13 protein-coding genes are annotated in these 18870 nt (G+C 68.2%); 3 read left to right on the top strand and 10 right to left on the bottom strand.

Annotated elements, in window-relative coordinates; all coding sequences use genetic code 11:
* Positions 1-119: 119 nt before the first annotated feature.
* The 3 genes from AT700_RS02090 to AT700_RS02080 all read left to right on the top strand — a co-directional run bounded on the left by AT700_RS02090 (position 120) and on the right by AT700_RS02080 (position 3788).
* Positions 120-1523, top strand: a complete 1404-nt coding sequence (locus tag AT700_RS02090; RefSeq protein WP_003117900.1) for an adenosylmethionine--8-amino-7-oxononanoate transaminase — start codon at positions 120-122, stop codon at positions 1521-1523.
* A gap of 92 nt (positions 1524-1615) precedes the next feature.
* Complete coding sequence (locus AT700_RS02085) at positions 1616-2338, top strand: 16S rRNA (uracil(1498)-N(3))-methyltransferase (protein ID WP_003106127.1); 723 nt, start codon at positions 1616-1618, stop codon at positions 2336-2338.
* Between the two features lie 34 nt (positions 2339-2372).
* The gene (locus tag AT700_RS02080) at positions 2373-3788 is read left to right on the top strand and encodes a hypothetical protein (RefSeq protein WP_078801516.1); all 1416 of its coding nucleotides are present in this window, start codon (positions 2373-2375) and stop codon (positions 3786-3788) included.
* Positions 3789-3795: 7 nt separating this feature from the next.
* Here the strand turns inward: AT700_RS02080 and AT700_RS02075 are convergent, their stop codons facing one another.
* The 10 genes from AT700_RS02075 to pilG all read right to left on the bottom strand — a co-directional run bounded on the left by AT700_RS02075 (position 3796) and on the right by pilG (position 18723).
* Positions 3796-4407 (bottom strand): LysE family translocator, encoded by a 612-nt coding sequence (locus tag AT700_RS02075; protein ID WP_003084610.1) that lies wholly within the window; start codon positions 4405-4407, stop codon positions 3796-3798.
* A gap of 75 nt (positions 4408-4482) precedes the next feature.
* Positions 4483-5277: an AraC family transcriptional regulator gene (locus AT700_RS02070; RefSeq protein WP_003117898.1), complete on the bottom strand. Its 795-nt coding sequence runs from the start codon at positions 5275-5277 to the stop codon at positions 4483-4485.
* Positions 5278-5284: 7 nt separating this feature from the next.
* Positions 5285-5791, bottom strand: a complete 507-nt coding sequence (locus AT700_RS02065) for a chemotaxis protein CheW (RefSeq protein ID WP_003106119.1) — start codon at positions 5789-5791, stop codon at positions 5285-5287.
* The gene (locus tag AT700_RS02060; RefSeq protein ID WP_003118811.1) at positions 5788-6819 is read right to left on the bottom strand and encodes a chemotaxis protein CheB; all 1032 of its coding nucleotides are present in this window, start codon (positions 6817-6819) and stop codon (positions 5788-5790) included. The genes AT700_RS02065 and AT700_RS02060 overlap by 4 nt, the downstream gene beginning before the upstream one ends.
* Positions 6812-14236 carry a chemotaxis signal transduction system protein ChpA gene (gene chpA, locus AT700_RS02055; protein WP_048520715.1) on the bottom strand — a complete coding sequence of 2475 codons (7425 nt, stop codon included), beginning with the start codon at positions 14234-14236 and terminating at the stop codon, positions 6812-6814. The genes AT700_RS02060 and chpA overlap by 8 nt, the downstream gene beginning before the upstream one ends.
* 11 nt (positions 14237-14247) lie before the next feature.
* Entirely contained in the window at positions 14248-15123 is an 876-nt protein-coding gene (pilK, locus tag AT700_RS02050; protein ID WP_003100938.1) for a type 4 fimbrial methyltransferase PilK, read from the bottom strand.
* Positions 15124-15183: 60 nt separating this feature from the next.
* Complete coding sequence (pilJ, locus tag AT700_RS02045; RefSeq protein ID WP_003084592.1) at positions 15184-17232, bottom strand: chemotaxis chemoreceptor PilJ; 2049 nt, start codon at positions 17230-17232, stop codon at positions 15184-15186.
* Positions 17233-17316: 84 nt separating this feature from the next.
* On the bottom strand, positions 17317-17853 hold the full coding sequence (locus tag AT700_RS02040; protein ID WP_003084590.1) for a chemotaxis protein CheW: 537 nt from the start codon (positions 17851-17853) through the stop codon (positions 17317-17319).
* A gap of 50 nt (positions 17854-17903) precedes the next feature.
* Positions 17904-18269: a twitching motility response regulator PilH gene (pilH, locus tag AT700_RS02035; protein ID WP_003084587.1), complete on the bottom strand. Its 366-nt coding sequence runs from the start codon at positions 18267-18269 to the stop codon at positions 17904-17906.
* Positions 18270-18315: 46 nt separating this feature from the next.
* A complete protein-coding gene (gene pilG / locus AT700_RS02030) occupies positions 18316-18723 on the bottom strand; it encodes a twitching motility response regulator PilG (RefSeq protein ID WP_003084583.1) in 408 nt (135 codons plus the stop codon).
* Positions 18724-18870 lie beyond the last annotated feature (147 nt).

Below are 18870 nucleotides of genomic sequence, written 5' to 3'. Positions count from 1 at the left end.
GCCGTTTGGGCCACCATAGGAGTCCGTCGGCGGCTGCTGTCGGATGTGTCCCAACCCGCCGGGTTGTTCATCTCACCCCCATTGCATAGGCTTTGCCGATCGATCCGAGGAGACAGCCCATGGGCCTTAACGCCGACTGGATGCAGCGCGACCTGAACGTACTCTGGCATCCCTGTACCCAGATGAAAGACCACGAACGCCTGCCGGTGATCCCGATCCGCCGCGGCGAAGGCGTCTGGCTGGAGGATTTCGAAGGCAAGCGCTACATCGACGCGGTCAGTTCCTGGTGGGTCAATGTGTTCGGTCACGCCAACCCGCGCATCAACCAGCGCATCAAGGACCAGGTCGACCAGTTGGAGCACGTGATCCTCGCCGGATTCAGCCACCAGCCGGTGATCGAGCTGTCGGAGCGACTGGTGAAGATCACCCCGCCGGGGCTCGACCGAGTGTTCTACGCCGACAGCGGCTCGGCGGGCATCGAGGTCGCGCTGAAGATGAGCTACCACTTCTGGCTCAATAGCGGCAGGCCGCGCAAGAAGCGCTTCGTCACCCTGACCAACAGCTACCACGGCGAAACCATCGCGGCGATGTCGGTGGGCGACGTGGCGCTGTTCACCGAAACCTACAAGTCGCTGCTGCTCGACACCATCAAGGTGCCCAGCCCGGACTGCTTCCTGCGTCCGGACGGCATGTGCTGGGAAGAACATTCGCGGAACATGTTCGCCCACATGGAGCGCACCCTGGCCGAAGGGCACGACGAGATCGCCGCGGTCATCGTCGAACCGCTGATCCAGGGCGCCGGCGGCATGCGCATGTACCACCCGGTCTACCTCAAGCTGCTGCGCGAAGCCTGCGACCGCTATGGCGTGCACCTGATCCACGACGAGATCGCGGTGGGCTTCGGCCGCACCGGGACGATGTTCGCCTGCGAGCAGGCCGGCATCGCCCCGGATTTCCTCTGCCTGTCCAAGGCCCTCACCGGTGGCTACCTGCCGATGTCCGCGGTGCTGACCAGCGAGACCGTCTACCGGGGCTTCTACGACGACTACCAGACCCTGCGCGCCTTCCTCCACTCGCACACCTATACCGGCAACCCGCTGGCCTGCGCCGCCGCCCTGGCGACCCTGGACATCTTCGAGGAAGACAAGGTGATCGAGGCCAACCGCGCGCTGTCCACCCACATGGCCAGGGCCACCGCGCACCTGGCCGACCACCCGCATGTCGCCGAGGTGCGCCAGACCGGGATGGTCCTGGCCATCGAAATGGTCCAGGACAAGGCATCCAGGACGCCCTACCCCTGGCAGGAGCGCCGCGGCCTGAAGGTCTTCCAGCATGGCCTGGAGCGCGGCGCGCTGCTGCGCCCGCTGGGCAGCGTGGTGTATTTCCTGCCGCCCTACGTGATTACCCCGGAGCAGATCGACTTCCTCGCCGAGGTGGCCAGCGAAGGCATCGACATCGCCACCCGCGACGCGGTCAGCGTGGCGGTCAGCGACTTCCACCCGGACCACCGCGATCCGGGCTGACCGTCGCCGCCCCTTCGTTCCGAGGGGGCCGGTTCCAGCGCCCCGCGGCAGGCAGTAAACTGCGCGCCTGTCGCCACTACCCTCGAATCGCCATGCGCCTGTCCCGCTTCTTCGTCGACCAGCCTCTCTCCCTCGGCCAGCACGACCTGCCCGAGGCCCAGGCCCACTACATCGGCCGCGTGCTGCGGCACGCCACGGGCGACGCCGTGCAACTGTTCGACGGCAGCGGCCGGGAATACCTCGGCGAGCTGGTCGAGGTCGGCAAGAAGAATGTCCGCGTCGAACTCCGCGAGCAGTTCGCCGGCCAGCCCGACTCGCCCCTGCGTATCCACCTGGGGCAAGGCCTGTCGCGCGGCGAGCGGATGGACTGGGCGATCCAGAAGGCCACCGAGCTGGGGGTGGCGGAAATCACCCCGATCGTCAGCGAGCGTTGCGAAGTGCGCCTGAAGGACGAGCGCGCCGACAAGCGCCTGCAGCACTGGCGCCAGGTGGCGATCAGCGCCTGCGAGCAGTGCGGCCGTTCGAGCCTGCCGCTGATCCATCCGCCTCTGGCCCTGGAGGACTGGCTGCGCGGGCGGGACGATGACCTCAGGCTGGTCCTGCACCCTGTGGCCGCCCCCCTGGCCAGCCATGCGCCGCCGTCGCGCCTGGCCTTCCTGGTGGGTCCCGAAGGCGGCCTGAGCGATGCCGAGGTGGAGCAGGCTCAGGCGGCCGGTTTCCACTCCGCGCGCCTCGGCCCGCGAGTGCTGCGCACCGAGACCGCGCCGGTGGTAGCGTTGGCGGTGGCCCAGCAACTCTGGGGCGACTTCGCCTGATATCCCTCCCGCCGCTTTACAACGGCGACAGCCAGTGAATACCGTTGCGCAACCCACTTCGCAACGGATCGCACGCATGGACACGCCCGTTACCTTCGATTGGAAGATCCGCCTGCCCGACGTGCTCGGCGTACTCCGCCGAGACTATGCCGGACGCTTCCCGCAGTTGGCCTCCGCCGCACTGGAGACGCTGCTGGAGCGCCTGCGCGACGACCTTCCCGAGGATTTCCTGCCAGCCCTCGGCCAGGAGCTGGAATCCCTCGGACTGGCGTTGGTGGAACGCCTGGACGAAGACGACAGCCTGAACCTGTACGTGGTCGGCGCCCCCCACAGCCAGCGCCTCCTCGATGCACTCGCAGCGCAGGGCCACAACGCCCGCACGCTGCGCCAGGAAAACGCCCCCGAGGGCGCCCGGGCGGCCCTCCCCGCCGCCGCGCCGGCCGGCCTGGCGCCGGCTTCGGCCTACATCTGCCTCGAACACGCCGAGCACCTGGCGCCCGGCCTGGCCATCGCCCGCCTGCCGGGCGAGGACAGCCGCGACCTGCTGGACCTGCGCCAATGGCCCAGGCTGCAACGCCTGCCCGATGGCGCGGAGGAAACCCAGGGCGCGTTGCTCTGCCGGACCAGTTCGGCGGACGGCCTGCACGCCTGGGTCAGGATGACCCGTTCGGGAAGCCCCTACGCCTGGCTGCATCGCTCCCGCGACCTCGCCTCGTTGACGCCCGAACTACCGCCCTTGCCGCTGCCGCCGGCGCAGTCGTTGCGCCAACGCCGCACCCCGGAACTTGCCATCGGCCTGGCCGGGAACGACCTGCTCCTGGCCGACCGCGGCCTGTTCTTCCTCTATCCGGGCTTCGCCCAGGGCAACGACGAACCGCGGTTGCTCTTCGACGTGCCGCAAGCGCGGCGCTCCATCGAGAATCCGCCGGCGGTCTTCACCACTCCGGACCAGCGCGTCTGCCTGCTCTCCCGCGGGCAGTTCTTCGAATGGCGCGAGGCACGCATCCAGCCCCTGCCGTTCCCCGTCGGCAAGGATCTGCCCGCCGATCCGGCGCAACCGACCTCGGCGGCGCCCGGGACCATCGTCTGGCTGGAGCGTGAAACGCTCTGCGAAGGCCGGCTCGACAGCGGCGAGATCCGCAGCCACTCGCTGGACGGCCTGGCCGAAGGCCCCTACCTGAAGCTCCAGGCCCTGGACGGAGGCTGGCTGCTCCTGGCGCCGTGGCTGGAACCGCATCGCTCGCGGGACCTCGCCCAGCTCTGGCACCTCGAATCCGGCCGGGCGCTGCGCATCCGCTACGGCGAACTGGACCTGGAGGGCGGACTACAGCACTGGGCGGAGCTGCCCGACGGCCGGATCGTCGTCGGCGACCATGCCCGGCATGTCGACCTCGGCAGGTTCGAAAGCCTGCGCCAACGCCTGCTGCGGCGGCGCCTGGCGCCGGCCTGAGGCGCGTCTACAGCCCGCGCAGCGCCAGTCCCGCCAGGCCGAGCAGGAGCACGCCGCAACCGGCGTAGCTGACGCGGTGCCAGAACAGCGAGGTGTTGCGCCGCAGCCAGTCCACCAGCGCCGCGCAGCAAAAGCACCAGATCAGCGACGAGAGCATGAAACCGGCGAAGAACACCAGCGACTGCGCCTGGTTCGGCGTGCCGTCGACGATCCCCGCCAGGGCGCTGCCGAGGGCACCCCAGTAGACCACGTTCTTCGGATTGGACAGGGAGATCGCCGCGCCGGCGCCGAAGGCGTTGCGCCCCTGCTCGCCGGCATCCTCCGCCGCCAGCGGCGGACTCCAGGCGTCGCGCAAGCCTTGCACGCCGAGCCAGGCCAGGTAGGCGGCACAGGCCAGGGTCAGGGGAATCCGCACCTGCTCGTAGCCCAGCAGCAGCGCCAGTCCGGTAAGCCCGAGCAGGGCCCAGACGGCATCGCCGATCAGCGACCCCAGTTGCACCAGCAACGCCGGGCGGAAGCCGCCGGTCAAACCGCGGCGCAGCGTTTCGCTGAACACCGCGCCAGGGGAAACATTGAAGGCGAAACCGAACAGCAAGGCGGCGAGGAAGATGGCGAGCATGGAACGACGACTCCGTGGTGGGACGTCGGATTATCCCGGCCGGCGGCTCCGCCGACTTGAACCGGATTGCGCAGTTCAGCCGCGCACGGCGCGCTGGTAGCGGCCCGGCGAAATGCCGTAGGCGCTGGTGAAGTAACGGGTCAGGTGGCTCTGATCGGCGAAGCCCAGGGCGTGGGCCACCTCGCCCACCGCCAGGCCACGGCGCAACAGGCCGAGGGCGCGGCGGGTGCGCAGTTGCATGCTCCACTGGCGCGGGCTGAGCCCGGTGGCCTTCTTGAACGCCCGCAGCAGGTGGTATTTCGACAGGCCCACCTGCTCCGCCATCTCATCCAGGTCCGGCGGTTCGGCCAGGCGCTCGGCGAGCAGCGCCTGCAGGCGGGCGACAGCCGGGCGCCCAGGATCGGCCCTCTGCGGCAGGCGGGTGCCGCTCGCCGCCAGCAGGCGGCCAAGGAAATCCAGCAGGCGCTCCTCGCCCCGTTCGCGGGCGAAACGGTCGCTGGCCAGCAAGGCTTCGATGCTGGCGGCCAACTCGCGGCCCAGCGCCGGACTGCGCAGCAGCGGGCGGTCGAACTCGACGGAGGAAAGATCCAGGCTGCTCGCCAGTTCGGCGGCAGGCAGATAGAGGCTGGCGAAGCGCCAGGGCTGGCCGTCGCGGACGCCGCCGCCCTGGATCTGCCCCGGGTTGTAGAGGGTCAGGTCGCCGCTGTCGGCCTGGAAGGTACGGCCATCCAGCCAGACATCTTCCAATCCGCAGAGGTTGGCGCTGATGACGAACTCGTCGTGGCTGTGCTTCTCGAAGCGGTGCCCGGCCAGGCTGGCGCTGGCGACCTCGAGGGAGGCGCCGATCCGCGCGTGCTGCAGGCCGGCCATGGACGGCTCAGATCAGGCCGGCGTCGGCGAGCTTCTCTTCGAGCCCGGCCAGGTCCGGAATCCGTGCGGTTTCGCCGCCGATGTCCACCGCCGCCAGTTCCAGCGCCGCCAGCGGCGCGGCGGTGCTAGCGAGATTGGCGTCCAGCCGCACCGAGCGCGGAATGCCCTGCACCAGCAGGGCGAGGAACTTCACATGGGGTCGTCCGCCGAGGGCGTTGATGACCACCACCCGCGCGCTGCTGCCGAGCACCGGCTGCTGTTCGCCGCTGGAGGCCGCCTCGAAGGACAGCAGCGGCAGGCGCAGGTCGCGCCAGGCCACCTGGCCCAGGTACCACTGCGGCAGGCCGGCGGCGACCTGCGGGTTGCGATAGGCGATCAGTTCGGCCACGGCGACGTTGGGCAACAGCAGGGTGCGGTCGCTCAGCGGCAGGAGCAGCCCGGTGAGGCTGTCCGGGGTCGGGTTGGCTGGGGTGTTCCGGCTCATGCCATCCTGCTCGATCACGGCCTGGTTCATGTTTCGACTCCTGTCGGCGCGCAGCGTGCGGCCAGATGCTTGACCAATGCCTCGGCCAGTTCGCGGGGGCTGGCATTGAAACTGCTGTAACCGGCTTCGCGCAAGCTGTCCGGCATGCTCGAACAGACGCAACTGTCGGCGCGCTGGGTCCATACCTCGCCACCCTGGCGCCGCACGTAGGCGGCAGCGGCGCTGCCGTCGCTACCCATGCCGCTGAAAACGATCACCCCGCAGTCGGGGCCGAACTGCTGGGCCAGGTTGAGCATCATCTGGTCGATGGACGGGGTGTAGGGTTCCGGCCAGGAACGCTGGCTGCATTTCAGTCGCCCGTCGTGGTGGAAACCGAGCTCGTGCAGCACCGGCACCACCATGACCTCGCCGCAACGCAGCGCTTCGCCGTCGCGGACGTTCTTCACATGCCACTGGCTGTGCCGGCCGACTGCCTGCGGCAGGTTCTGCTCGAAGCTGGCATCGATGTGCTGGGCATAGAGGAAGCCGATCGGCAGGCCGCCGGGCAAGGCGTCGAGAAATGCCTTCACCGCCGCCGGGCCGCCGAGCGAGGCCGCCAGCAGCCACACCTCGCGGGCCGCTTCGCCGGCCTGCAGCGGCATCGCCGCGAGGTCGCCGGGAATCTCCAGGCGCGGCGGACGCTCCTCGTCGAGCAATGCGCCGAGGCTGTCGCCAACGCCATCGCTGGGGTCGCCGATCAAGCGCTTCAGCTTGCCGATCAGCCGCCGCTCCCAGCGCGGGTAATGTTCGGTATGCCGCTCCGGCGCGTGGCCCTCGCCGAACAGCACCGGCGCACGGTCCTGCTCCAGCAGGCTGTCCAGCAGCGGCGAGTCGTCCTGCTGGGTCAGGTCCACCAGCCACAGGTCGGGCGCGCACTCCAGCGCGGCGTCGTCGACCCTGGCCGGGTCGGCGTTGAGCACCACCTCGTAACCATGGCCGAGCAGCGCCTGTTGCAACACATGGCGCTGCAACGAGGTGTCGGCGATCACCGCGACCCGTGGCGTGACGCGCTCACTCATGCTGGCCGACCAGGGACTGGATGGCTTCGAGCAGCTCGGTTTCCTGGTAAGGCTTGCCGAGGTACTGGTTGACGCCGATGCCCAGCGCGCGCTCGCGGTGTTTCTCGCCGGTCCGCGAGGTGATCATGATGATCGGCAGGTTGCCCAGGCGCTCGTCGTGGCGCACCAGGGTGGCGACCTCGAAACCGTCCATGCGCGGCATCTCGATGTCCAGCAGGAGGATGTCCGGACGGTGCTCCTGGAGCTGGGCGATGGCGTCCACGCCGTCCTTCGCGGTCAACACGTTCATGCCGTTGCGCTCCAGCAGGCGGGTGGTGACCTTGCGCACGGTGACCGAGTCGTCCACCACCATGACCAGCGGCGGCCGCTGCTGCTCGCTTTCGCTCGCCGCCATTTCCTGGCGCAGCGCCAGGCGTTCGCGACGGCTTTCCTGGCCGAGCAGCGCGTGCCGGGAGCGGATGGTCGCCAGCAGGTCGAGGATCACCACCACCCGGCCATCGCCGAGCAGGGTCGCCCCGGAAATCCCGGCGACCCCGGCGAACTGCGGACCGAGGCTCTTCACCACGATCTCGCGGGAACCGGCCAGCGAGTCGACCTGCACCGCCACCGCATGCTCCGAGGAGCGCACCAGGATCACCGGCAAGGGCAGCGACTGGCCGACCAGCTTGGGTTCCTGGCCGTTGTTCAGCAGCTCGCCGAGGTACTTCAGTTCGTAGGACTGCCCGGCGTATTCGAAGCTGGGCGTATCCAGCCCCGCCTCGCCGCGCTGGTCGTAGAGCGCCTCCAGTTCGTAGGGCGAAACCCGCACGATGCCCTCGATGGTGTTCAGCGGCACCGCGTAGAGATCCTCGCCGGATAGCACCATCAGCGCCCGGTTCACCGACACGGTGAACGGCAGCCGCACGTTGAAGCGGGTGCCCTGGCCCGGCTCGGTCTGGATGCTCACCGAGCCGCCGAGCTGCTTGACCTCGGAGTTGGCCACGTCGAGGCCGACGCCGCGCCCGGAGATCTGGGTGACCTTTTCGGCGGTGGAGAAACCGGACTCGAGCACGAACTGCAGCACTTCATGATCGCTGAGGTCGCTGTCGGCGCTCATCAGGCCACGCTCGATGGCCTTGCGCCGTACCGCATCGAGGCGGATGCCGGCGCCGTCGTCGGAGAGGGTGAGGAGGATGTCGCCGCCCTCGCGGCCGATGTTCAGGCGGATCGTACCGTGCTCCGGCTTGCCCGCCGCGCGGCGCGTCTCGCCGGACTCGATGCCGTGGTCCACGGCGTTGCGCAGCATGTGCTCCAGCGGCGCGACGATGCGTTCGAGGACGGTACGATCCATCTCGCCGTCGGCGTTGCCGACCACGAATTCGACCTGCTTGCCAAGCTCGCCGGCCACCTGCCGGACGATCCGCCGCAAACGCGGTACCAGCCGATCGAACGGCACCATGCGGGTGCGCATCAGGCCTTCCTGGAGTTCGGTGTTGACCCGCGCCTGTTGCAGCAGCAGGGTCTCCGCGTCGCGGTTCTTCGCCGCCAGGGTTTCCTTCAGGTCGAGAAGGTCGGAGGCCGATTCGAAGAGTGCGCGCGAGAGCTGCTGCAACTGCGAATAGCGGTCCATTTCCAGCGGGTCGAACTCTTCGTAGCCGGCGCGTTCGGCATCGGCCTGGTGACGCGAGAGGATCTGCGCCTGGGTCTCGGTGTCGAGGCGGCGCAACTGGTCGCGCACCCGCTCGATGGTGGACTCCATCTCGCCGAGGGTGAAGCCGACGTCGCTCACCTGCTGCTCGACCCGGCCGCGGAAGATCGAGGTCTCGCCCGCCAGGTTGACCAGGTTCTCCAGCAGTTCCGCCGGCACCTTCACCAGCTCCTGCGGGGCACGTCGGGAAGCGGCCTCCTGGGCCGCCTCCTGGGCCTTGCGCACGAACGGCAGGGTGGTGGCCGGGGCGGCCGGAGGCGCCGCCTCGGCCGCCATGATCGCGCCGGCCGCCGGGGCCAGGCGGGTCAGCTCGGCCAGCGCGGAGGCCACCGCGCGGTCGGTATCGTCGGCCTGGACCAGCGCCTGGGCGGGCTCGGGCCGCTCACCGGCCTCGTCGTCCTCGGCCAGCCGCTCGCGCAACAGGTCGACCTGCCGCTGCAGGCCTTCCAGCCCCGACTGCGCATCCAGCAGCAGGCTGTCCGGCCACGGCGCGCCCTGTTGCTGCGCATCGGTGAGATGCTGCTCGAGGTCGTGGGCCAGGTTGCCCAGCTCGGTCTGTCCGGCCAGGCGCGCACCGCCCTTGAGGGTGTGCAGGATCCGCAGCAGGTCGTCCAGCGGCTGGGCGTCGCCGTTGCCGCCGTCCCAGCGGCCGAGCGCCAGTTCGAGGTTCTCCAGCAGGTCGTCGGCTTCCTCGAGGAAGATGTCGAGGATCTCGCTCTCGTCGGCCGCCGCGCCCTTCGCCGCCAGCGGCTTGAGGCTGACGCTGGTGGGTACGCTCAGTTGCTCGTCGGGATCGCTGCGCAGGCGCCTGATCTCCGCGATCAGCGCCTGCCCGTCGGGCAGCGTGCGGTGGCCACGCACCGCCTCGAGCATCTCGGCCAGCTCGTCGTGGCAGCGCTGCAGCAGGCCGAACAAGGCCGGGCTGGCGCGCAGGCGTCCACCGCAGAGGCCTTCGTAGAGGAATTCAAGCTCATGGGCGAGGTCGCCGATCTCGCCGATCTCGGCCATCCGCGCACCGCCCTTGAGGGTATGCAGGTCGCGCTGCAAGGCTTCCAGTTCGATGGTGTTGTCGACGTCGTCCATCCAGCGCTGCAACGCGGCGGCAGCGCTGTCGAGGATATCGAAGCCTTCCTCGAGGAAGATCTCCACCAGTTCGGGATCGCGCTCTTCGAACGCCTCCGCAGCGGGCGCGGCGGGCTCCTCGACGGCAGGTGCAACGAGTTCCTCGACAGGGCTTTCCGCCTCGCCCGGTGTCGCGGCCTCGGCCACCGGGCCCTGGCGGAACCGGCGGATCGACTGGATAAGGTCGTGCGGGTCGGCCAGGGGCTGGCCGGCGCTCAACTGGTCGAGCTGTTCGGCCAGGCGGTCGTGACAGGCTTGCAGCAATCCGGCCAGTTGCGGGGAGTGCTGGTAACGGCGGTCGACCAGTCCTTCGTAGAGGGCCTCCAGCTCGTGGGCCAGGTCGCCGATCTCGGCGATCTCGGCCATCCGTGCGCCGCCCTTGAGGGTATGCAGGTCGCGCTGCAGGGCGCTGAGCGAAGACAGCGCGCCCGGCTCGGCCTGCCATTGGGCCAGTGCCTGGCCGGCGCTTTCGAGGATGTCCACCGCCTCTTCGAGGAAGATCGACACCATTTCCTCGTCCAGCTCGCGGCCGGGAGCCGGTGCAGGCGCTGCCGGTACGGTCTCCTCGGCAGGCGTCCCGGCCTCTTCGAAGACCGCCTCGGGGAGGGCCGGTTCTTCGTCTTCCGGGGGGAAATCGTCGGCGCCGAGGCTCTCCGGGTCGATGAACGGAACGGCCTCGGCGGCGGGCGCTTCCAACAGCTCCTGCAGGGCCGCGACCCGCTCCGGACGCGGCGTGACCTGCAGGCCGGCGGCGACCTGGTCCATCATCCCGATCAGCGCCTCGTGGGCCTGGCGGGCTTCCTCGAAGAACGCCGGGCTGACCGCCAGGCGGCCTTCCTCGACGGCATCGTAGAGCGCCAGCAAGGCCTGGCAGAGTTCTTCCACCTGTGGCAGCTCGGCATGCCGGGCGCCCCGGTCCAGAGTGCTGAGCTCCTCGCGCAGCGCACTCAGTTCCTGGCGCTCCTGCGGATGCTCGTGCCAGCGCTCGAGCAGGTCCTCGGCGTCCAGCAGGATGTCCATGCCTTCGACGAGGAACGCCTCGATCAGCAACGGATCGCGGCGCTCGCCGGCATCGCTGTAGCGCTCGGCCTCGAGCGAGGCGATGCGTTCCTGATGCAGTGCCTCGATACGCTCCAGCAACGCGTCGCTGCCGGGGATCGGGTTCAATGGCCGTTGCGCGCCGACCTGCTCCAGGCCGATGCGGAACAGTTGCTCGGCGTCGTGCAGCAACTCCGCTTCGCGCAGGTCGAAGGCGAGCAGGTTGGACTTGTATTCCTTGACCAGTTTTTCCAGCGGCGTGGCGATCTCCGCGATCGGCAGGATGCCGGCCATGTGTGCGCTGCCCTTGAGGGTATGCAGGGCACGCTGCAAGGCATCGGTGACCGGCTGCGGCAGTTCGCGGGCGCAGTCGGCGAGGAAGCCGACCAGGGCCTCGAGATGGGTTTCCGCCTCGTTGGTGAAGATCTCCAGCAGTTGCGGATCGAGCAGTTCGACGTCGCTCTGCGCCTCGGCAGCGGCCTGCGGCGCGTCGGCCAATGGCGGCGCCTGGACGCCGTTGTCCAGGCTCGACGGCTGCTCCGCCCCGGCTTCCGGCGGTACTCCGCCGTCGTCCGGCGCCGGCGGTTCCGGCAGCGGCTCGCCCTTGGCCAGGGCATGCGCGGTGGCCGCCAGCAGGTCGACATCGTCGCGCTGGCGCTGGGCATTGGCGGCGAACTCCTCGACCAGCTCCGGCAACAGGGCCACGACCTGGTCCACCACTCGCTGCACCGGCTCGCTGGCGGCGATGCTGCGATCGAGCACGCGGTTGAACAGGTTCTCTATCGACCAGGCCAGTTCGCCGATCACCAGGGCACGGACCATCCGTCCGCTACCCTTGAGGGTATGGAAGGCACGGCGTACCTCGGTCAGCGCTTCGCGGTCGTCGTGGTCGGCTTTCCAGGCCGGCAGGTAGCGGCCGATGGTCTCCAGGACCTCGCCGGCCTCCTCGATGAAGACCTCGCGCAGTTCCTCGTCCACCGGTTCCTCGTCGGCCGGCGGTGGCAGCAGGCTGACCGGAACGTTCTGCGCCGGCGGGTTGATCGGCTGCACCGGCGCAGCCATCACCTCGGCCAGAGACAGGGCCGGCGCTTCGCTGGCGAGCGCCTCGGCGGCAGGCGGCGCCTCGGCCTCAGCCTCAGCCTCGGGCAATTGCACCTCGGGGAGATCGAGGTCGGAAAGATCCAGTTCCTCCAGGCTCGAGCCCTCCCAGGCGGACACCTCGCCCTCCGCCTCCGGCAAGGCTACATCCAGCGGCAGCGGATCGAGCGCATCGAGAACCAGCTCCTGTTCAGCGGAGCCGTCGAAAGGCTCCAGCGCCGGCAACGGCTCGAGGCTTTCCAGCGGCGCGTCGAAGGACAGCGCCGGCTCCTCCAGGCTCAGATCCAACGTCTCGCCGGCCTGCGCCGGCTGCGCCAGGTCATCGCCGAGCCCCCACTGCTCCGGCAGCGACCAGTCCGCCAGGGCCGCCGGCCCGGAGGCCGGGGCCGCATCGGCGGGCAGGTCGAGGCCGGAGAGATCGATCTCGTCGAGGCTGAAATCGTCCAGGCTGCGGGCAGGCGCCGGGGTCGACTGCGGCTGGCCGCTCTCCTCGACCACCTCCGGCAACGCCGGCGGCACTTCGGCGGAATCGTCCAGCGGCAGGTCCAGGGCCAGGTCGAGGGACGGCTCGCCGGCGTCGGGCGCGACTTCGCCAAGGGTCCAGTTGTCGTCGCTGGCCAACTGCGGGGCATCTTCCCTCGCGGCCTCGGCAGGAGCCGTGTCGGCGGGCGGTTGCTCCGCTGTCTCGGCGACCTCGACGACCGCCTCCGGCCTCTCCGGCTCGGCAGCCGGGGACTCGATGGCAGCGGGCCCGGACAGGCCAGGCTCGGCCGGGGCCGACGAATTCGGTTTCAGCGTATAGCCGAGGTTCGCCAGGCTGTCCTCGGCGACGTCGAGGATCAGGTCGCTCTGGCTGGCATGGTCCTCGCTCAGGCGCTCCAGGTAATACTCGACGCTGGTGATGGCATCGGCCAGGGTATCCAGGCTCTGCCAGTCCGGCACCGCCTTGCGCGCCAGCAGCTGTTCCTGGATATAGCGGTTGCAGGTTTCCAGCAGGGTCGCGGCGCGCTCCAGCGGGATCATCGCCAGGCCGCCGCGGACCTGGGTCAGCAGCTCCGGCACGCGGGCCAGGTGCTCGTGGTTCCACTGCGAGGCGATGAACTCGATGATCGCGTCCTTGGCCTGCTCCAGACCGTTGCGCGCTTCCTTGATCACCAACTGGTGGATCTGCGCCACATCGGTGGTGGGCAGGCGGCTTTCCTCGCTGTTGCGCTCGTCGCCGGGACCGGCCATGCCGGCCAGGGTGGCCTCGACGTAGAGCAACGCGCCGGCGACGTCCATCAGGATCGCGTCGCTCGGCTCGCGGCGGCCCTGGGCCAGGGCGTGGATGACGTCCAACTGGTCGAGGATGACCTTGCGCGGTTGGCCGAAGCCGAGTACCGCCAGGGTATCGGCGATCTGCTTGAGCGGCGCCAGGAGGGCGTCCAGTTCCGAGGGGTGGCCACGGTCGCTGCGCACGAACAGGTCGAGGCTGTCCTTGATCCGCACCAGTTCCTCGCACAAGGCACCGACCACCGAACGCATCGCATCGCGGTCGGGTCCGGCGAGGCGGGCGCGCTCGGCGTCCACCGTCTCGTGGTCGGGCAGCGCCTCGTCGAGGCGGTACTGTTCCTTCAGAGCGCGGATCCGCGGCGACTGCGAAGGCGCCTTGGCCACGTAGAACAGCAGGTTCTTCACCAGCTCGTCCGGCGCGGCCTGGTTCAGGCCGTCGGCGCCCTGCTCGACCAGGCGCTTGAGTTCGCGGTCGAGCTGGCGCAGCAGGGTGCGCACCGAGGCGCTGTTGACCACGCTACCGTTGGCCAGGCCCTCGACCAGGCCGGAAGCGATGCTCCACAGCGGCCCCAGCGGTGCCTCGCGGCACAGGCCCTCCAGGCGCGCATAGACACGCGCCAGGTAGCCGAGGCTGGTGGCCACGTCCTGGTTGCGCAGCAGGCCGACCAGGGCCATCTGCTGGGTCTGGCGCAGCTTGCGCAGCAAGCCGCCGAGTTCGTCGGTGCGCAGTTGCGCGATGGCCTCGCCGTCCAGTTGCGGCTGGCGCTGCGACAGGTCGGGCGCGAACAGGCTGGTTTCCGAGAGCAGCTTCTCGCCGCGCGCGGCGCGCAGGTCGTTGAGCAGCGGCAGGACCACCATCGGCAGGTCGCGCCGGGCGGTCTGGATCCGGTCGAGGTAGACCGGCAGTTGCAGGATCGCCTGCATCAGCACTTCCAGGGCCTCGCCCTGGTTCGGCACGCGACCGTCCAGCAAGGCCTGGACCAATTGCTCCATTTCCTCGGCGAGCAGGGCCGCGCCGTAGAACTCGACCATCTGCAGGGTGCCCTGCACCTGGTGCACGTAGGTCAGGCAGAACCGCATGCGGGTCGGGTCCTGCGGGTTCTCGACGAACGCTTCCAGCGCCTGGCGCGCCTGTTTCAGGGTTTCGGCGATCTCGCCTTTCACCCACTCCAGAGCGACGTAGTCGTGCCGGTCACCCATAGCCACTCCATTCATGTGCCTGAGTACCCCTTACGGGTAAAGGCCAGGACCCGCTCGTCGGCGACCGGCTCGAGCTCCGGATGGCTCCAGTCGACCACTTCGCCGACCCCGATCACCAGCAAGCCTCCCGGCGCCAGCCGTTCGGCCAACCGGTTGAGGATCTCGCGCCGTCGCCAGCGACGGAAGTAGATCAGCAGGTTCTGACAAAAAATCACGTCCATGCCGGACCAGGGCGCCTTCGCCAGGTCCAGCACATTCAGCCGGGCGCAGCAGACGCGCTCGGTCAGTATCGTTTTCACGCTGAAGCTGCCGTCGGCCTGGCGTTCGCAATAGCGTTCGACCAGCCCGGCCTCCAGTTGCTCCAGCTTGCGGGCCGGATAGTTCGCCTGCCGCGCCCGCTGCAGGGCGTGAAGGCTGATATCCGTTCCGGTGACGCCGAAAAAATCTTCCCGTTCCTGCCCGCGCAACACCTGCGCGGCGCACATCGCCAGCGAGTAGGGTTCCTCGCCGCTGGAGCAGCCGACGCTCCACAGGGCCCAGGGCCGCGGCATGCCTTCGCGGCGCAGGCGCTCGCCCAGGTAGCGCTCGAGCAGCTCGAAAGACGGGGGATGACGGAAGAAACGGGTTTCCTGGACGGTCAGGCGGTCCAGCAGGGTCGCCCACTCCACTGCGCCACGCGGACCGTCGGTCACCTGGCGGTAGTAGCTGTGGTAGTCGCCGATGCCCAGTTCACGCATGCGCGCGGTCAGGCTGGCCTGCAGGAACGTCCGGCGTTGCTCGTTGAGCACCACGCCGGTGCGGTTCTCCAACAGGACCTGCCAGTCGCGGAACTCCGCTGCCGACATATCGGCCAGCGGCTGCAGTGACCAGACGCCGTTCGCCTGCATGCCGTGCCCCTCTTCCAAGGTGTCGACGCGGCGCCCGCCAGGCGGCCGCCGCGCCTATGCTCAGGCCTGCTCCACGCCCTCCGGCAGTTTGAAGCCGGATACCGAGTTGCGCATCTCGCTCGCCATCTTCGCCAGGTTGCCGATGCTCCGCGCGGTGGCGGTGGTACCGGCGGAGGTCTGCGAGGTGATCTCCTGAATGACGTTCATGGTGTTGGAAATGTGGCCGGCCGACGATGCCTGCTGACGGGCGGCGTTGGAGATGTTCTGGATCAGTGCCGCGAGGGTCTTGGATACCTTCTCGATCTCCTCCAGGGCCACACCGGCGTCCTGGGCCAGGCGCGCGCCGCGGACCACCTCGGAGGTGGTCTGCTCCATCGAGATCACCGCTTCGTTGGTGTCGGTCTGGATGGTCTTCACCAGCGCCTCGATCTGCTTGGTCGCCGCCGAGGAACGTTCCGCCAGTCGCTGTACCTCGTCCGCTACCACGGCGAAGCCGCGGCCCGCGTCCCCGGCCATCGACGCCTGGATCGCGGCGTTCAGGGCGAGGATGTTGGTCTGGTCGGCGATGTCGTTGATCAGGCTGACGATGTCGCCGATCTCCTGGGACGACTCGCCGAGGCGCTTGATTCGCTTCGAGGTGTCCTGGATCTGCTCGCGAATGTTGTCCATGCCGGTGATGGTGTTGTGCACCACCTCGTTGCCCTTGTTGGCGATGGCTACCGAACGTTCCGCTACCGCCGAGGATTCCGAGGCGTTCGCCGATACCTGGTCGATCGACACCGCCATTTCGTTGATCGCCGCCGAGGCGCCGGCGATTTCCTGCGCCTGGTGCTCGGAGGCTTCGGCCAGGTGCATCGCGGTGGACTGGGTTTCCTGGGCCGCTGCGGCCACCTGCACGGCGGTCTGGTTGATGGTCTCCACCAGTTCGCGGAGCTGGTCGATGGAGTAGTTGATCGAGTCGGCGATGGCGCCGGTGAAGTCCTCGGTCACGGTCGCGGCCACGGTCAGGTCGCCGTCCGCGAGGTCGGCGATCTCGTCGAGCAGACGCAGGATCGCGGCCTGGTTGCGGTCGTTCTTCTCGGCGGTCTCGGCCAGCCGGCGGTTGGTCTCGCGCACCATCACCAGGCCGATCAGGATGATCGAGGCCAGGGCCAGGGCGCCGAGGACGTAACCGGCGAACAGGTTGATGCTACGCCCGCCGGCCAGGTTCTCGAAGCCGTCGGCCAGTTGCGAGGCCTTGTCCAGCAGGGTCTGCGAAACGCTGAAGATGTTGTTCGCCGCTTCCCGGACCTGGAACAGGTCGGGCGAGGTCTCGAGGATCTCGTCCACCGAGCCGGAGACGAACTCGAAGAGTTCGGCGATCTCGTTCAGGCGATCCACCGCCTCGGCGTTGGTCACCTTGGAGATGCTCATCGCCGCGTTGCCTTCCTGCATGCCCTTCAGTACGCGGCCGAACAGGCTGGCGTCGCGGCCGAAGCTGTCGGCGGCCTGCACCGAGTTCTCGTCGCCGGCCAGCACCTTGTTCACCGAGCCGAGGATACGTTCGGCGAGCAGCGACTGGCGCTGGGCGACCGCGACCTGGTCGGCCGGGGCACCGTTCTCCAGCAGGATGTCGACCACCTCTTCGTATTCCACCTGCAGCTGCGGGATGGTTTCGGCGAGGGTCGAGGCCACCTGGTGCAGGGACAGTACGGTCTGTTCGCTGGCGAGGATGGAGTCGGCGTTCTTGCGCAGGCCGTCCCAGTCCTGCTGCACCACGTCCATCTGCGGCTTCACCGCTTCGGGGCTGGGCGGCAGGGATGTACTCTCGTCGCCGTTGACCAGGATGTTCCAGCGTTTCTCGAAGTCGTTGCGCGCATCCTTCAGGAGCTTGAACGCCTCGCCCTTGCCCGCCGCCGCTTCGGTGGCGTTCTTCGCGATCCGCTGCGACAGGACGCGCAGTTCGCCGGCATGGCCGATGTACTGCTTGTCATGGTTCGACTGGGTGTTGAGGTAGGCAAAGTTGGCGAACAGCAACACGATCGAGACGATGAGGACGATGAACAGCCCCGCGATCACCGAGCTGCTGCGCATGCCCGCGAAAAGATTGCCTGCGTTGATTTTCTTCATATTTGGCCCCCGCCCGGACCGACCACGATTACGATTTCCATGTCACGACACGGGCCGGCAGACCGGCCCAACCGGTGAAGCTGTTTATACGGCGACGTCGAGGAAGCCCTGGTGTTGCGCCAGCGCATGCGGGCTGAACACCAGCCACGGCTGCTCTCGATGGAAGACGCCATGAATGAAGGGTTGCAGTGCCGCTTCTAGTGGCGGCAGCTGTTCGCTGAAGGTGTCCACCGGGAAGTGCTGCATGCCGAACACCTCATCGACGATGAGGCCGGCGAACACGTCCAGGTGCTCCACCACCAGCACCCGCCGCTGCTTGCGCAAGGGCGACAGTTCGGTGCCGAGGAAACCGCAGAGGTCCATGATCGGCAGCAGGCGGCCACGTACGTTGGCCACCCCCTTGACCCAGGTCTTCACGCCCGGCAGCTGGGTGTAGCGCGGTTCGTGCAGGACTTCGCCGACCTCCCCCATGGGGGCGACGAAGAACCGCCCGCCCATGCGGAAGCCGATCCCGCTCCAGCTCTGCACCGCCTCCTGCTGGGCCGGCAGGCCGGCGGCCAGGCGTCGGCAGCGCTGATCGATGTCGACGAGGAGCTGGAAGGGGGTCTGAACGTCCGACATGCGGGGCCTGGTCTTTCCGGGGTCAGGGTGAGCGATGCGCTGCGACGGGCTCAGCCCGCCAGCACCGCATTGATGGTTTTCAGCAGGGTCTCTTCGTCCACCGGCTTGGTCAGGTAGTCGCGAGCGCCCTGGCGCTTGCCCCAGACCTTGTCGGTCTCCTGGTCCTTGGTGGTGACGATGATCACCGGGATGGCGCTGGTCTCGGCGTCCTTGGTCAACTGACGGGTCGCCTGGAAGCCGTTGAGGCCGGGCATGACGATGTCCATCAGGACCACGTCGGGCTTTTCCTGGCGGGCCAGGGCGACGCCGTCGCCGCCGTTCTCGGCCTTGAGTACCTGGTGACCATGCTTTTCCAGCATGGCGGTCAGCTTGTACATCTCGGTCGGAGAGTCATCAACAATCAAAATACGAGCCATGGGATCCCCATCACGAAATAAGCATCAACGGCCATGCGGCCGGATATCAGGAAACGGCGTCCACCGGGGTGAAGCTGGGTACGTGTGCCTTGATCGCGCCCAGCAGCTCTTCCTTGCTGAACGGCTTGGTGAGGTACTGGTCGGAGCCGACGATGCGCCCCTTGGCCTTGTCGAACAGGCCGTCCTTGGAGGACAGCATGATCACCGGGGTGGACTTGAACGCGCTGTTGTTCTTGATCAGGGCGCAGGTCTGATAGCCATCCAGGCGCGGCATCATGATGTCGACGAAAATGATGTTCGGATGGGTATCGGCGATCTTCGCCAGGGCATCGAAGCCGTCGATTGCCGTGATCACGTCGCAACCGACCTTTTTCAGCAGTGTTTCGGCGGTGCGACGAATCGTTTTCGAATCGTCGATCACCATCACTTTCAAACCGTCGGATTGCTGTTCCATGTTCGCCCTATATCGACTCGGTGAATCATTCTTCTGTGTTTTCTTCAGTGCGCTAACGCCCTGTCACCGACGGGCTGCGACCCAATCGCGGGCCTTTTTAGCACACTCGACGCAACTCTATCCATAATGCCCGGAACAGGCCGGCTT

This window comes from Pseudomonas aeruginosa, from assembly GCF_001457615.1.
GTDB lineage: Bacteria > Pseudomonadota > Gammaproteobacteria > Pseudomonadales > Pseudomonadaceae > Pseudomonas > Pseudomonas aeruginosa.
The sequence above is the reverse complement of the archived record's forward strand: the minus strand, read 5'-3'. Positions and strand labels throughout refer to the sequence as shown.

Coding starts and splice junctions, on each gene's coding strand:
- AT700_RS02040 (WP_003084590.1), bottom strand. CDS start 17,853: ATGTCGGACGTTCAGACCCCCTTCCAGCTCCTCGTCGACATCGATCAG.
- chpA (WP_048520715.1), bottom strand. CDS start 14,236: ATGGGTGACCGGCACGACTACGTCGCTCTGGAGTGGGTGAAAGGCGAG.
- AT700_RS02075 (WP_003084610.1), bottom strand. CDS start 4,407: ATGCTCGCCATCTTCCTCGCCGCCTTGCTGTTCGGTTTCGCCTTCAAT.
- AT700_RS02090 (WP_003117900.1), top strand. CDS start 120: ATGGGCCTTAACGCCGACTGGATGCAGCGCGACCTGAACGTACTCTGG.
- pilK (WP_003100938.1), bottom strand. CDS start 15,123: ATGCAGGCGAACGGCGTCTGGTCACTGCAGCCGCTGGCCGATATGTCG.
- AT700_RS02085 (WP_003106127.1), top strand. CDS start 1,616: ATGCGCCTGTCCCGCTTCTTCGTCGACCAGCCTCTCTCCCTCGGCCAG.
- AT700_RS02060 (WP_003118811.1), bottom strand. CDS start 6,819: ATGAGTGAGCGCGTCACGCCACGGGTCGCGGTGATCGCCGACACCTCG.
- pilJ (WP_003084592.1), bottom strand. CDS start 17,232: ATGAAGAAAATCAACGCAGGCAATCTTTTCGCGGGCATGCGCAGCAGC.
- AT700_RS02070 (WP_003117898.1), bottom strand. CDS start 5,277: ATGGCCGGCCTGCAGCACGCGCGGATCGGCGCCTCCCTCGAGGTCGCC.
- pilH (WP_003084587.1), bottom strand. CDS start 18,269: ATGGCTCGTATTTTGATTGTTGATGACTCTCCGACCGAGATGTACAAG.
- AT700_RS02065 (WP_003106119.1), bottom strand. CDS start 5,791: ATGAACCAGGCCGTGATCGAGCAGGATGGCATGAGCCGGAACACCCCA.
- pilG (WP_003084583.1), bottom strand. CDS start 18,723: ATGGAACAGCAATCCGACGGTTTGAAAGTGATGGTGATCGACGATTCG.